At 70.3% G+C, this 13983-nt stretch carries 11 protein-coding genes; 2 read left to right on the top strand and 9 right to left on the bottom strand.

Translation table 11 applies throughout. The annotated features are described in order from the left end of the window. Window positions 1-6 precede the first annotated feature (6 nt). The 8 genes from ACH4TV_RS34030 to ACH4TV_RS34065 all read right to left on the bottom strand — a co-directional run bounded on the left by ACH4TV_RS34030 (window position 7) and on the right by ACH4TV_RS34065 (window position 9697). Entirely contained in the window at window positions 7-1239 is a 1233-nt protein-coding gene (locus ACH4TV_RS34030) for a Gfo/Idh/MocA family protein (RefSeq protein ID WP_398404978.1), read from the bottom strand. A 158-nt stretch (window positions 1240-1397) separates the two neighbouring features. After that, on the bottom strand, window positions 1398-2444 hold the full coding sequence (locus ACH4TV_RS34035; protein ID WP_398404980.1) for a substrate-binding domain-containing protein: 1047 nt from the start codon (window positions 2442-2444) through the stop codon (window positions 1398-1400). Between the two features lie 17 nt (window positions 2445-2461). Further along, a complete protein-coding gene (locus ACH4TV_RS34040; protein ID WP_398404982.1) occupies window positions 2462-3481 on the bottom strand; it encodes an ABC transporter permease in 1020 nt (339 codons plus the stop codon). Further along, the gene (locus ACH4TV_RS34045; protein ID WP_398404983.1) at window positions 3478-5055 is read right to left on the bottom strand and encodes a sugar ABC transporter ATP-binding protein; all 1578 of its coding nucleotides are present in this window, start codon (window positions 5053-5055) and stop codon (window positions 3478-3480) included. The genes ACH4TV_RS34040 and ACH4TV_RS34045 overlap by 4 nt, the downstream gene beginning before the upstream one ends. A gap of 157 nt (window positions 5056-5212) precedes the next feature. Then, window positions 5213-6394, bottom strand: a complete 1182-nt coding sequence (locus ACH4TV_RS34050) for an ROK family protein (RefSeq protein WP_398404985.1) — start codon at window positions 6392-6394, stop codon at window positions 5213-5215. A 237-nt stretch (window positions 6395-6631) separates the two neighbouring features. Continuing rightward, window positions 6632-7135 carry a GntR family transcriptional regulator gene (locus ACH4TV_RS34055; RefSeq protein ID WP_398405163.1) on the bottom strand — a complete coding sequence of 168 codons (504 nt, stop codon included), beginning with the start codon at window positions 7133-7135 and terminating at the stop codon, window positions 6632-6634. Window position 7136: 1 nt separating this feature from the next. Next, on the bottom strand, window positions 7137-8090 hold the full coding sequence (locus tag ACH4TV_RS34060; protein WP_398404987.1) for a beta-ketoacyl-ACP synthase III: 954 nt from the start codon (window positions 8088-8090) through the stop codon (window positions 7137-7139). A 263-nt stretch (window positions 8091-8353) separates the two neighbouring features. Continuing rightward, a complete protein-coding gene (locus ACH4TV_RS34065) occupies window positions 8354-9697 on the bottom strand; it encodes an OFA family MFS transporter (RefSeq protein WP_398404989.1) in 1344 nt (447 codons plus the stop codon). A 372-nt stretch (window positions 9698-10069) separates the two neighbouring features. On the opposite strand from ACH4TV_RS34065, the gene fdhD reads away from it, so the two are divergent. Then, window positions 10070-10963, top strand: coding sequence for a formate dehydrogenase accessory sulfurtransferase FdhD (fdhD, locus tag ACH4TV_RS34070; protein WP_398404991.1), 894 nt, complete (start codon window positions 10070-10072; stop codon window positions 10961-10963). 53 nt (window positions 10964-11016) lie between these two features. Here fdhD and ACH4TV_RS34075 read toward each other — a convergent pair whose 3' ends face one another. After that, window positions 11017-11448, bottom strand: a complete 432-nt coding sequence (locus ACH4TV_RS34075) for a MarR family winged helix-turn-helix transcriptional regulator (protein WP_398404993.1) — start codon at window positions 11446-11448, stop codon at window positions 11017-11019. A 498-nt stretch (window positions 11449-11946) separates the two neighbouring features. Here ACH4TV_RS34075 and ACH4TV_RS34080 point away from each other — a divergent pair, with 498 nt between their 5' ends. After that, window positions 11947-13839, top strand: a complete 1893-nt coding sequence (locus ACH4TV_RS34080; RefSeq protein WP_398404995.1) for an exo-alpha-sialidase — start codon at window positions 11947-11949, stop codon at window positions 13837-13839. The last annotated feature ends 144 nt before the right edge of the window (window positions 13840-13983 follow it).

Consider the following 13983-nt stretch of genomic DNA (forward strand, 5'->3'; position numbering starts at 1 on the left):
ACCTCCTCAGACCGAAACGGGCGTGACGGGTGTGATCGATATGGGCGTGTAGACGGAGTTCTTCTCCGCGCTCTCCTCCACCGCCGCCAGGACGCGTTGCACCTGGAGGCCGTCCGCGAAGGAGGGACTGGGCCGACTGCCCTCCGCGATCGCGTGGACGAGGTCGCGGGCCTGGTGGACGAAGCTGTGCTCGTAGCCGAGGCCGTGCCCCGGCGGCCACCAGGCGTCCAGGTAGGGGTGGTCGGGCTCGGTGACGAGGATGCGGCGGAAGCCGGCGTGGGTGCCCGGCTCGGTGCCGTCGTGGTAGGCGAGTTCGTTGAGGCGCTCCAGGTCGAAGGCCAACGAGCCGCGCTCGCCGTTGAGTTCGATGCGCAGGGAGTTCTTTCGGCCGGTCGCGTACCGGGTGGCCTCGAAGGAGGCGAGGGCGCCCGAGGGGAAGCGGCCGGTGAACACGGCCGCGTCGTCCACGGTGACCTGGCCGGAGCCGGCGGTCGCGGCGGCGGCCAGCCCGCTGGTCGGCCCGCCGGGCAACGGCCGTTCCCGTACGAAGGTTTCGGTGAGCGCGGAGACCCCGGCGAGCGGCTCGCCCACCAGATACTGGGCGAGGTCGACGATGTGCGCACCCAGGTCGCCGAGCGCGCCCGAACCGGCCGCTTCCTTGCGCAACCGCCAGGTGAGCGGGAACTCCGGGTCCACCAGCCAGTCCTGAAGATACGTCACCCGCAGGTGCCGCAGACTGCCGAGCCTGCCCTCGGCGACCATGGAACGGGCGAGCGTGGTGGCGGGCAGGCGACGGTAGTTGAAGCCGACCATCGCCAACTGGCCGCGCTGCTCCGCCTGTTCGGCCGCCGCTGTCATGGCGACGGCCTCCTCGACGGTGTTCGCGAGGGGCTTCTCGCACAGTACGTGTTTGCCCGCGGCGAGGGCGGCGAGGGCGATCTCGGCGTGGCTGTCGCCGGGGGTGCAGATGTCGACGAGGTCGACGTCGTCCCGTTCGATCAGCGCGCGCCAGTCGGTCTCGGTAGCCGCCCAGCCGTGCTTGTTCGCTGCCGCTCGGACGGCATCGGCGTCCCGGCCGCAGATCGCGGCGAGCGCCGGGCGCCGTGGCAGGTCGAAGACGTGGCCCGCGGTGCGCCAGCCCTGGGAGTGGGCGGCGCCCATGAACGCGTATCCGACCATGCCGACGCCCAGCGTCGGCTTGTCGGCCTCGCCGGCCGCGTCTGCCTGCGGCTGTCCCATGCGGTTGTCCTCCTCGTGGTGGTGGGGGGAACTGGCTCCGGTGTCGGCCGCGGGTGCGTTGTGGCTGGTCGCGCAGTTCCCCGCGCCCCTATAGGGGCGCGGCCGAACCGCCCGCCTGGAAACCTCGCCGCCCTCCGGACCTCTGGCCCCGTTGGCCTCTACTTGAAGCCGGTGGGCATGTACTGGTCGACGTTGTCCTTGTCGACGACCGCCGAGTAGAGCGTCAGGGAGGTCGGGATCTCGAACTCGGAGAGGCCGCTCACCCCCTTGGCCTGGCCCAGGGCGCGGGCCAGGTCGATCGCCGAGGCGGCCATCGTGGGCGGGTAGAGCACGGTCGCCTTCAGGACGCCGTTGTCCTGCTTGATGGCCTGGAAGGCGGACAGGGCGCCCGCGCCGCCGACCATCAGGAAGTCGTCGCGGCCGGCCTGCTCGATGGCCCGCAGCGCGCCCACGCCCTGGTCGTCGTCGTGGTTCCACAGGGCGTCGAACTTCGACTGGGCCTGGAGGAGTTGGGCCATCTTGGCCTGGCCCGACTCGACGGTGAACTCGGCGGCCTGGCGGGCGACCTTCTGGATGTTCGGGTAGTTCTTCAGGGCGTCGTCGAAGCCCTTGGTGCGCTGCTGGGTCAGTTCCAGGTTGTCGAGGCCGGCGAGTTCGATGACCTTGGCGCCGTCCACGTCCTTGAGCTGCTCGCCGATGTAGTGACCGGCGTTGAGGCCCATGCCGTAGTTGTCGCCGCCTATCCAACAGCGGTACGCCTGCGGGGTGTTGAAGATCCGGTCGAGGTTGACGACCGGGATGCCGGCGCGCATCGCCTTCAGCCCGACCTGGGTGAGCGCCTTGCCGTCGGCGGGCAGGATCACCAGCACGTCGACCTTCTTGTTGATCAGCGTCTCGATCTGGCCGATCTGCGCGGCGGTGTCGTTCGAGCCCTCGGTGATCTCCAGCGTCACGTCGGAGTACTTCTTCGCCCGGCTCTTGGCGTTGTCGTTGATCGCGTTGAGCCAGCCGTGGTCGGCCTGCGGTCCGGCGAAGCCGATGGTGACGGCCTTACCGGGGGTGTCGGCGGCGGCCGGCTGGTCGTTCGACGCGGGCTCGTCGTTGGACTCGTTGCTGGTGCAACCAGTGAGGAGGACTCCCGCCCCTACGGCGGCGGTCCCGAAGAGCAGCCCTCTGCGGCTCGTGAAAGGCGTCGGCTCTGGCATGGCGGTGAACCCTTCCCTCAGGTCGTGCTGGCGGTACGGCGCTGGACGAGCACGGCGGCGACGATGATCGCGCCCTTGGCGATCTGCTGCACATCGGTCTGCAGGTTGTTCAGGGCGAAGATGTTGGTGATGGTGATGAAGATCAGGACGCCCAGGACGGAGCCGACGATGGTGCCGCGACCTCCGCTGAGCAGGGTGCCGCCGATGATCGCGGCGGCGATGGCGTCGAGCTCGTACAGGTTGCCGTTGGTGTTCTGGCCCGAGCCGGTCAGGATGATCAGCAGGAAGGCGGCGATCCCGCAGCACAGTCCGGACAGGAGGTAGAGGTAGAGACGCTGGCGCCGTACGTCGATGCCGGCCAGGCGGGCCGCCTCCGCGTTGCCCCCCACGGCGACCGTGCGGCGGCCGAAGGTGGTGCGGTTCAGGATCAGCCAGCCGAGGATCGTCACTACCGCGAAGACCATCACCAGCGGCGGGATGCCGAGAACGTACGCGTCGCGCTCGCCGAGGTCGAGGACGCTGCCGATCGTGACGATCTGCGTCGCGCCGTCCGTGATCTGGAGGGCGAGTCCGCGCGCCGAGGCCAGCATGGCGAGCGTGGCGATGAACGGGACCATCCCGCCGTACGCGATGAGCAGTCCGTTGACCAGTCCGCAGGCCACTCCGACGAGCACCGCGGTGAAGAGGATGCCCGCGAAGCCGTACTCCTGGGTGGCCACCGTGGTCGCCCATACCGAGGCGAGGGCGACGATCGCGCCGACCGACAGGTCGATGCCGCCCGACATGATGACGAACGTCATGCCGACGGTGACGACACCGATCACCGAGGCCTGGGTGAGGACGAGTTGGAGGTTGCGGGTGTCGAGGAACTCGTCGGGCTTGGTGATGCCGCCGATGAGGATCAGTACGGCGAGCACTCCGAGAAGGGAGAGGGTGCGGACGTCGGCACGGGCCACCATGCCTCGCCAGGCCGGGGGTTGGCCGGTCAACGGCACCTTGTCGGTGCTGTCGCGCGGCGGGGAGACGGGCTGAGTCATGACGCCGGGCCCCTTTCGTCGGCCGCAGAGCTACCGGCCGCTGAGCTTGCACTGGCCACAGGGGCTCCTTCCATCACGAGGTCGAGCACACGGTGTTCGTCGAGTTCCCGGGCGGGCGCCGTGTGGACGACGCGGCCCTCGCGCAGTACGAGGACGCGGTCGGCGAGGCCGAGCACCTCGGGTACTTCGCTGGAGACCAGCAGCACGGCGAGGCCCTCGTCGGCGAGGCGGCGGATCACCGCGTACAACTCGGCGCGGGCGCCGACGTCGACGCCCCGGGTCGGCTCGTCGAGCAGCAGGACGCGGCAGCCGCGCAGCAGCCAGCGGGCCAGGACGGCCTTCTGCTGGTTGCCGCCGGAGAGGGTGCGGACGGGTACGGAGGGGTTGTCGGGGCGCAATGACAGTTCCCGGGTGGCGGCCCGGGCGGCGCGCAGTTCGGCGCCCCGGTCGATCCAACCGCCGTGTGCGAAGCGGGACATGGTGGAGACCGACACATTGCGGGTGACGGACTCCAGCATCAGCAGGGCCTGCGCCTTGCGTTCCTCGGGGGCGAGCCCGAGTCCGGCGCGGACCGCGGCCCGTACGCTGCCGGGCCTCAACACCTTTCCGTCGACCCGTACTTGACCGGCGGTAGGCTTGCGAGCGCCGTAGATCGTCTCCAGGATCTCGGACCTGCCCGACCCGACCAGACCGGCCAGTCCGACTATCTCGCCGGGTCGCACGATGAGGTCGACGGGCGCGAACTCGCCCTCCCTTGACAGTCCTTGGACTTCGAGGACCGGTGCGGCACCCGCGTCCTGCGGTGCCGACGGGCTCTCGGGGAAGACGTACTCGACGTTCCGTCCCGTCATCAGGGCGACCACGTCGCGGGTCGGCGTGGACTTCGCGGGTAGCCCGCCCGCCACCGCCCGGCCGTCCTTGAGGACGGTCACGCGGTCGCCGATGCGGCGGATCTCCTCCAGGCGGTGCGAGATGTAGACGACGGCGACTCCGTCGGCGGTCAGGTCCGAGACGATCCGGAAGAGGTTGTCGACCTCCTCCGGGTCGAGTGCGGCGGACGGTTCGTCCATGACGATCAGACGTACGTCGTGGGAGAGCGCCCGTGCCATCGACACGATCTGCTGCTGGGCCGCGGACAACTCCCCGACCAGGCGCCCGGGATCGATCTCCGGATGCCCGAGTCGCTTCAGCAGTACGGTGGTCGAAGCCTTCGCGGCCTTTCCCCGTACGACGAATCCGGCGGCCGTGGGTTCATGGCCGAGGTGAACGTTCTCGGCCACCGACAGGCCCTCCACCAGGTCGAGTTCCTGGTAGATGGTGGCGATGCCAAGACGCATGGCGGCGATGGGCGAGCGCAGGGTGACCGGCTCGCCGCGCCAGTTGATGGTTCCGTCGTCGGGCTGGTGGGCGCCGGCCAGGACCTTGATGAGCGTGGACTTCCCGGCGCCGTTCTGGCCGAGCAGGCAGTGCACTTCACCGGCCTGGACGTCGAGGTCGACGCCGTCGAGGGCCCGGACGCCGGGGAACGACTTGGTGATGCCGGACATGTTGAGCAGCGGTGGTTCTGGTGCCATGACGGTTCCCCTTGGCGGGCGTGCGGGCCGGTTGCAGGGCAAAATCGCTTGCTGGGCAGGCGTTTTGAGCAGGGCAGAGCAGGCGCCGTGCTGGTGGCGCGGTTGGGGGTGACGGAGGTACGGAGTCGATTTACCCGGTTTACGCGGGTTATCCGGGTTACGCGGGTGAGAACAGGTGGTCGCTGATGAGCCGGGCCGCGCCGATGACTCCGGCGGTGGGGCCCAACTCCCCCAGCACGATGGGCAGGTTGCCGGTCGCCAGTGGCAGCGACTGACGGTAGACCTGGGTTCTGATCGCGGCGAGCAGGGTGTGGCCGAGGCCGGTCACCCCGCCGCCGATCACCACCAGGCCCGGGTTGAAGAAGCTGACCAGGCCGGCGATGACCTGGCCGGTACGGTTGCCGCCCTCGCGGATCAGGTCGAGCGAGGTGGCGTCCCCGGCGGCAGCGGCGGCGGCGACGTCGACGGCGCTCAGGGTGCCGTTCGCCTCCAGCCGGACCGCGAGTTCCGCCGAAAGTCCCTGCTGTGCCGCCTCTTTGGCGTCGCGGGCGAGAGCGGCGCCGCTGAAGTGGGCTTCCAGGCAGCCCCGGTTGCCGCAGGCGCACGGGCGGCCGTCGGGCACCGCCTGGATGTGCCCGATGTCGCCCGCACTGCCCGTCACTCCGCGGTGGACCTCACCGCCGACGACGATGCCGCAGCCGATACCGGTGCCGATCTTGACGCAGAGGAAGTCGCCCACGGAACGGGCGACGCCCGCGTGCTGCTCCCCCAACGCCATCAGGTTCACGTCGTTGTCGACCATCACCGGGCAGCCCAGATCCTGGCTGAGTGCCTCCCGTACGGGGAAGCCGTCCCAGCCGGGCATGATCGGCGGCGCGACCGGCACGCCCTCGGGGAAGCGGACCGGGCCCGGGACGCCGATACCGGCGCCGTCGAACCCCTCCGCGAGCCCGGAGGCCTTCAACTTGGCTGCCATGGCGAGGACTTGCTCGAAGACCGCGACCGGGCCCTCGCGTACGTCCATGGGCTGGTTGACGTGCCCCAGCACCTCCAGCTCGGCGTTGGTGACCGCGACGTCTATCGAGGTCGCGCCGATGTCGACGCCGAGGAAGCGCAGGGCGGGGGCGAGCCGGATGTTGTGGGAGCGGCGGCCACCGCGCGAGGCGGCGAGTCCGTCGGCCACGACCAGGCCCGTCTCCAGGAGCCGGTCCACCTCCACGGCCAGCTTGGACCGTGACAGGTCGACCTGATCCCCCAGCTGGGCCCGGGAGTTGGGCCCACCGTCACGCAACAGCCGCAGCAGTCGGGCCTGATGGGCGTTCGCGGGTCGTGCGGTCATACGTCTCACGAGCCCCTCCCGTCTGGTCAGGCACCAACCGGCCACGGTTTCCGGCCACTTCGCCGGGCTTTCGAGTGGAACGTAGCAGCGGCTGCCGGGACTGGGAAGAAGTTGCGCATAGATTACCGCCGACTTTTTCCACTGAGAGGACAAAGCCGGAGGGGTGGCGGTGCGGTGCCGAAGCGGCGCTTCTTCGGCGACGTGATCGGAGTGCGCCCGGAATGCCCAGCGGACCGATCAGTCGCGCGAGCACTCGTGGTGCGCCTTGCGGGTGTGTTCCGCGTGGGCCCGCATGACTGCCGTCGCTCGCTCCTCGTCGCGGTCCGCGATCGCCGCGATCAGGGTGCGATGCTCGATCCAGGACTGCTGTCCGCGCTGCCGGACAACCGGCGTGTAGTACCAGCGGACCCGGCGGTCGACCTGCGCCGTCAGCTCCGCGTTGCCCGCGAGGTCCGTGACCTTCGCGTGGAAGCGGGCGTTCATGGTGACCGTGCCGTCGACGTCGTCCGCGTCGACCGCGCGCTCACCCTCGGCGCACAGGGGCTCCAGCAGCGTGCGGACGGTGAGAAGCTGGTCGGCCTCCTCCTCCACCCCGAGGTGCCCGGCGAGTTCGCTCTCGACGAGATGCCGGCCGGGACGCAGGGCGCGGGTGGTGATCAGTTCGAGCAGCGCCTCGTAGACCCGGTCGTGCAGCGGACCGGGGCGTTCGAGCCTGGGTACCGCCCCTGCGGCTGTGGGCAGCTCACGGGCAGCGGACGACCTGCCCGGCGTACGAGAGGTTGCCGCCGAAGCCGAACAGCAGGACCGGGTCGCCGGTGGAGATCTCGCCGCGCTCGACCAGCTTCGAGAAGGCGAGCGGGATGCTGGCGGCCGAGGTGTTGCCGGACTCGACGACATCGCGTGCCACGACGGCGTTCACCGCGCCGATCTTCGCGGCCAGCGGTTCGATGATGCGCAGGTTGGCCTGGTGCAGGACGACGGCGGCGAGGTCCTCGGGGCCCAGACCCGCGCGCTCGCACGCCTGGCGGGCGATGCGCGGCAGCTGGGTGGTGGCCCAGCGGTAGACGCTCTGCCCCTCCTGGGCGAACACGGAGGGGGTGCCCTCGATCCGTACCGCGTGCCCCATCTCGGGCACGGAACCCCACAGCACGGGCCCGATACCGGCGGGTCCCGGCGCGTCCGCCGGACAGGCTTCGACGACCGCCGCGCCCGCCCCGTCCCCCACGAGGACGCAGGTCGTGCGGTCGGTCCAGTCCGTCACGGCCGACATCTTGTCCGCGCCGATGACGAGGGCCCGTACCGATCCCCCCGCCCGTACCGCGTGGTCGGCCGTGGCCAGGGCGTGGGTGAAGCCGGCGCACACGACGTTGAGGTCCATCGTGGCCGGCGAGGGCATGCCGAGCCGGTTCGCGACCCGGGCGGCCATGTTCGGGGAGCGGTCGACGGCGGTCGAGGTGGCGACGAGGACGAGGTCGATGTCACTCGCGGCCAGGCCGGCCGCCGCGAGCGCCTTGGCGGCGGCGTGCGCGGCCAGCTCGTCGACGGGCTCGTCGGGACCGGCGATGTGGCGCGTACGGATGCCCACCCGGCTTCTGATCCACTCGTCGTTGGTGTCGACCAGGCCCGCCAGGTCCTCATTGGTGAGCACCTTGGCGGGCTGGTAGTGACCGACGCCGGTGATGCGCGAGCCGTTCATGGGTGGGTCCCCCTTGCTGCTTCTCGGTAGCGGGATCCACCAGTCTGATCAGTGACTCACCAGTACGACGGCACGCGATGCCACAGGATTAACGCGGTGGGGTTGTCGGCTTCCATCAGACCCTCGGACGCCCGAACACCTACCCTGTGAACAGCTGTGTTGCCTTCTGTACCAGTTCGTAGACCCCGTAGCAGAGCGGTGCCCCCACCCACAGCCAGGCGAATGCGATCAGGGGTCGGCGGTCGGTGGGGCCGGCGGCGCCCTCAGACGGACTGCTCTCGCTGGACATCGGCTGCCTCCTTCGGCGCGGGTATGTGGTGGCGCGGGTGGACGGGCCGGACGAGCTCGTTGGCGACGAAGCCGACGGCGAGCAGTCCGATCATGATGTAGAACGACATCCCGTAGAGGGACGCGCCGGTCTTGCCCGCCTCCTCCTGCCGGTCGGCGATCCAGTTGACGATCAGCGGACCGAGGACACCGGCCGTGGACCAGGCGGTGAGCAGCCGCCCGTGGATCGCGCCGACCTGGTAGGTCCCGAAGAGGTCCTTCAGATAGGCGGGGATGGTGGCGAAGCCGCCGCCGTAGAAGGAGAGGATCACCAGGGCGCACAGGATGAACAGCGGCTTGGAGGAGTCCCCGAACCAGGCGATCGACGCGTACATCAGCGCGCCGACCCCCAGATAGACGCGGTAGATGTTCTTGCGGCCGATCAGGTCCGAGGTGGACGACCAGCCGATCCGGCCCGCCATGTTGGCCGCCGAGAGCAGCGCGACGAAGCCGGCCGCCGCCGACACCGAGACCGGCGTGGAGCTGTCCGCGAAGAAGTCCTTGATCATCGGCGCGGCCTTCTCCAGGATGCCGATGCCCGCGGTCACGTTCATACAGAGGATGACCCACAGGCACCAGAACTGCGGGGTGCGCACGGCACCGCGCGCGGAGACCTGGACGCCCGTCAGCGAACTCGGCCCGATCGCCGCGCCCACCTCGCCACCGGCGGGTTTCTCAACGCGCGGTACCCGCACCAGGAGCACCCCGAGCAACATGAACACGGCGTACGACAGTCCGTGCACGAGGAAGGCGAGCGCGATCCCGGAGCTGTCGGAGCCGAACGACTCCAGCATCTGCGCCGACCAGGGCGAGGCGATGAGCGCGCCGCCGCCGAAGCCCATGATCGCGATGCCGGTGGCCATGCCGGGCCGGTCCGGGAACCACTTGATCAGGGTCGAGACAGGCGAGATGTAGCCGATGCCGAGGCCTATGCCGCCGACGAAGCCGTAGCCGAAGACGATCAGCCAGTACTGCTCGGTGGCGGCGCCGAGCGAGGCGATCAGGAAGCCGGAGGAGAAGCAGACCAGGGCGACGGTCATGGCCCAGCGCGGACCGTTGCGCTCGACGAGGGTGCCGCCGAATGCGGCGGACAGGCCGAGCATGACGATGCCGAGCTGGAAGGGCAGCGCGCTCTGCGTGCCACTGAGTCCGAGGGCGGACTCCAGGGGCGGCTTGAAGACGCTCCAGGCGTAGGCCTGGCCGATGGAGAGGTGGACCGAGAGGGCGGCCGGGGGAACGAGCCACCGGCTCCAGCCGGGTGGCGCTACAGGGGGACTCATGATCCCGGACGATAGGAACCGGCCGCCCGGTTGGGAAGGCGGCCGGTCGAACTCGCCGACCGTATGCGGTGAACGGTATTCGGGGTGCGGCGAACGGTCGTTCGGATCGGACGAACGGCATCCCGGCCGCGTCCCGGGGCACACGAGGCGCTTCTTCCCGGCCACCGGCGGCCACTCCTGAGCCCCGCGGCCCTTCGTCCGACCTGTGCCGCGTCCCTTGCCGACCCAACCTCCATACTGTAGACAATATGTCGTCAACCCGATCCCTCCAGGCCGCAGAGCCCGGTGGGCCGCGGTCCCACTGCGCACGTGCAGGACAATGGATCGCGAAGGTCACCTACCAGCATGTACAGAACCGGGGCTGATCAGAACATGGGACGAGTCACCGAACGACGCAAGGTGATCCGGATCCGCGACGGGGCGGTCTCCACCCGGCCGGACACGCTCGTCGCCGAGGAACCCATGGAGATCCGGCTGAACGGCAAGCCGATCGCCATCACCATGCGGACCCCCGGCGACGACTTCGCGCTGGCGGTGGGCTTCCTGGTGAGCGAGGGAGTGCTCGCCGAGCAGCGCGAACTGCGGAACATCGTGTACTGCGCGGGCGCCACGGGTGGGGGCACCTCCCGTTCGAGCGGAGCCGAGAATGGGGGAGGCTCGAACACGTACAACGTGGTGGATGTGAGCACCGCTCCGGACGTGGTGCTGCCGGACATCACGCTGGAGCGGAACGTGTACACGACGTCCTCGTGCGGTCTGTGCGGCAAGGCGAGTCTGGACGCCGTGCGGACGACGGCCCGCTGGGCCATCGACGACGGCGCCGACGCTCCCCCGGTCCGGCTGGCACCCGAACTGCTCGCGAGCCTCCCCGACCGGCTCCGCGCATCCCAACGGGTGTTCGACCGGACCGGGGGTCTGCACGCGGCGGCCCTGTTCACGGAGGAGGGCGAGCTGCTGGACATCCGGGAGGACGTCGGCCGGCACAACGCCGTCGACAAATTGGTCGGGCGAGCGCTCCAGAACGGCGACCTGCCCCTGTCCCGCACGATCCTGCTGGTCTCCGGCCGCGCTTCGTTCGAGCTGGCGCAGAAGGCGGTCATGGCCGGGATTCCGGTGCTGGCGGCGGTCTCGGCGCCCTCGTCGCTCGCCGTCGACCTGGCGGCCGAGTCGGGGCTGACGCTGGTGGGCTTCCTGCGGGGCGCCAACATGAACGTGTACGCGGGCGAGGACCGTATCGCCCTGCGGGCCGCGGCCACCCAGGGCTGACGACCGGCGGCTCCGACCGGCCGCCGCCTGGTGTCCGGCCGGTCTCAGGCCCGTTATTCGGTGCCGGAGACCCGTGTGAGCAGGCCCGTCAACAGCTCGCGTTCCGGAGCCGTGAGCGGCGCCAGCAGCTCGTCGTTGGCCTTCCGCGCGGCCCGCTCGCAGCGGGCGAGCAGCCGCCGCCCCTGGGCCGTGACCGTCACCGCGTTCTTGCGCCGGTCGTGCGGATCGGGTGCGCGTACGACCAGTCCGGCGGCCTGGAGGTCGTTGAGCACGCCGACCATGTCCTTGGCGTCGAGCCCCACCCCGCGCACCAGTTCGGCCTGCGCGACCGGGCCCAGCTCCGCTACGGCGGAGAGCACCACGTGATGCCACATCCTCAGTCCCTCCCCGGCCAGGGCGGCGGCGACCAGCGTGCGCGCCCGGTCGGCCGCCCTCCCCAGGATCCAGCTGGGGAGGACGCGTATCGAACGAAGTTCGGCAGACATAAGAAAAGACTAACCAATAATCATTGGACCTCCCAACGGTTATACGTTTATCGTTGGGACTCCCAACGGTTTACTGGAGGTACGTGTGCGGAGGTGCCGTGTTCCGGGCGACGGAGTCGCAGGTTTCCGGGCGTGCGCCCTGGTCACCGGGACCGGTTTCGGCCACGGACACGCCGCCGTCGCGACGCTCCATGAGGCCATGACCTCCCCCACGGGACGAATAGCCCGCTGACGGCCGAAGGCGCAGGGGGAATCCGGTCGCGGGCCTGCCCGGGAAGGTTGGCCTGAACCCCCGGCACACGGTTCTTGTGGGGCGGCTGAGCCTCCAACTACCGTCTGATGCGCGCCTGTTGGACGTGGGATGTCCAGATGTTCGGATGCCCGATCGTTCAGATGTCCAGACCTCTGAAGTCCAGAACCCTCCAGTCCAGAACCCTCCAGTCCCGACGTATGAAGTCCCGACGTATGAAGTCCAGACGTTGAAGGGCAGGGCCGCACATGCCGTCAAGTCTTCGCGCACGTCTCAGATCAACCCTCACGGCCGTGCTCGCCACGGCCGCTCTGCTGTTCGCGCTGCCGACCCCCGCGGGCGCCGAACAGGCCACCCCGACGGCCGTGTTCGAGCAGCAGGTGCTCTTCCGGGCCTCCCAGGACCCCGGCTATGCCTGCTACCGGATCCCCGCCGTCGTCCGGACGCTCAAGGGCACGCTGCTGGCCTTCGCCGAGGGGCGGGTCGACAACTGCGGGGACGCCGGCAACATCGACATCGTCGTCAAGCGGTCGACCGACGACGGACGCACCTGGAGCCCGCTCCGGGTCGTCAACGACGGCGGCACCGACACGCACGGCAACCCGGCGCCCGTCGTGGACCGCGAGACCGGCCGCATCCTCCTCCCGTCGACCTGGAACACGGGCCGGGGCGGCGGCAACTGCCCCGTCCCCTGCGACCGCACCCCCCATCTGCAGTACAGCGATGACGACGGGCTGACCTGGTCCGCGCCACGCGACCTGAGCGCCGAGATCATGCCCCCCGAGTGGGACTCCTGGTACGCGACGGGCCCCGTGCACGGCATCCAGCTCACCCGGGGAGAGCACACGGGCCGGCTCGTCTTCGGCGTCAACGCCGAGTCGTGGGACGGCAGCCGGATCAGCGCCAACCACGCCGCGCTGATCATCAGCGACGACGGCGGCGACCACTGGAAGGTCGGCGCCACCGACACCTGGCCGGTCGCGGCGGACGGCACCTTCCGACAGAAACCCTCCGAGGTGACGCTCGCCGAGCGCCCGGACGGAGTGATCCTGGTCAGCGGGCGCGAACAGGACGGCACCGACCTCGGGCACCGCACCCAGGCGTTCAGCGCGGACGGCGGCAGCAGCTTCCTCACCCCGTTCCGCGCCCTCCCCGGCCTCTACGCACCCCAGGTCCAGTGCTCCACCGTGGACTTCGGCGCCCGCCTCCTGCTGGCCTGCCCGGCCGATCCCGACCGGCGCCGGACGATGATGATCCGCTCCTCGTACGACGGCGGGCGCACCTGGGACAGCGTGGACCGGGGCACGGTCGTCTCCCGGGACTGGTCGGGCTACTCCGACCTGGTGAAGATCGACAGCGCGACGGTGGGCCTGACGTACGAGGGCGGCACCGTCGACGCCCGCGACGAGATCCGCTTCGCCCGCTTCAGCGAGGACTGGCTGACACCGCCCCGGGGCCCCGATCCGACCACCCGCGACCTGGCCCCGCGCGCCCGGCCGGCCGCCGTCCTCGGCGGCGCCCGGAAGACCACCGGGGTGTTCGGCGGCGGGGCGCTGGAGTTCGACGGCGTGGACGACGCCGTACGCCTGCCGTACAGCGACCGGTTGCCGCTCGGCACCAAGGACTTCACCGTGTCCCTCTGGTTCCGCTCCACGGCGACGACCGGTGACCGGCCGCTGCTGTGGATGGGCGGGGTCGGCTCCACCCAGCCACAGGTCTGGCTGCGCGCCGAGCCCGCGAGCAACCGCGTCCGGGCCGTGATGACCGCCCGCGACGGAGCGTCGGCCGTCAGGACGGCGTCCGCGATCTCCGTCGGCACCTACAACGACGGCCAGTGGCACTACGTGGCACTGCGCCGCGGCGGCGGACAGTTCACCCTGTTCGTCGACGGTACGGCGGTCAGCGTGGCGGACGTGACCGGATCGGTCAGCCGCACCTCGGCGTTCGGGGTGCACATCGGCCAACGGGTGGACAGCCTCCAGCACTTCACCGGCGCGATCGACGATGTGCGGGTCTGGGACCGGGCGTTGGGCACCTCGGAACTGTCCACGGCGTCCATGACGGCGTCCGCGGATCCGGCCACCGCCACGAGCAGCACAGTGCTGTGGCTGCCCATGGACGAGGTGACCGCCCGCCGTTAGGCGGTCGCCGGACATGCGGTTCTCTGCCGCGGGCCGGTGGGGGCTGGTCGCTCCCCCACTCTCGACTTCGCTCGACCGGGGGGGGACCCCCATCGCGGCGGAGCCGCAGTTCGATACAGCCCCGCGCCCCTTACGGGGGCGCGA

This window comes from Streptomyces sp. NPDC020898 (assembly GCF_044333925.1).
Taxonomy (GTDB): domain Bacteria; phylum Actinomycetota; class Actinomycetes; order Streptomycetales; family Streptomycetaceae; genus Streptomyces.

What these genes read in the sequence shown, in the direction of transcription:
- ACH4TV_RS34030 (WP_398404978.1), bottom strand. Translation starts at nt 1,239, where the DNA reads ATGGGACAGCCGCAGGCAGACGCGGCCGGCGAGGCCGACAAGCCGACG.
- ACH4TV_RS34035 (WP_398404980.1), bottom strand. Translation starts at nt 2,444, where the DNA reads ATGCCAGAGCCGACGCCTTTCACGAGCCGCAGAGGGCTGCTCTTCGGG.
- ACH4TV_RS34040 (WP_398404982.1), bottom strand. Translation starts at nt 3,481, where the DNA reads ATGACTCAGCCCGTCTCCCCGCCGCGCGACAGCACCGACAAGGTGCCG.
- ACH4TV_RS34045 (WP_398404983.1), bottom strand. Translation starts at nt 5,055, where the DNA reads ATGGCACCAGAACCACCGCTGCTCAACATGTCCGGCATCACCAAGTCG.
- ACH4TV_RS34050 (WP_398404985.1), bottom strand. Translation starts at nt 6,394, where the DNA reads ATGACCGCACGACCCGCGAACGCCCATCAGGCCCGACTGCTGCGGCTG.
- ACH4TV_RS34060 (WP_398404987.1), bottom strand. Translation starts at nt 8,090, where the DNA reads ATGAACGGCTCGCGCATCACCGGCGTCGGTCACTACCAGCCCGCCAAG.
- ACH4TV_RS34065 (WP_398404989.1), bottom strand. Translation starts at nt 9,697, where the DNA reads ATGAGTCCCCCTGTAGCGCCACCCGGCTGGAGCCGGTGGCTCGTTCCC.
- fdhD (WP_398404991.1), top strand. Translation starts at nt 10,070, where the DNA reads ATGGGACGAGTCACCGAACGACGCAAGGTGATCCGGATCCGCGACGGG.
- ACH4TV_RS34075 (WP_398404993.1), bottom strand. Translation starts at nt 11,448, where the DNA reads ATGTCTGCCGAACTTCGTTCGATACGCGTCCTCCCCAGCTGGATCCTG.
- ACH4TV_RS34080 (WP_398404995.1), top strand. Translation starts at nt 11,947, where the DNA reads ATGCCGTCAAGTCTTCGCGCACGTCTCAGATCAACCCTCACGGCCGTG.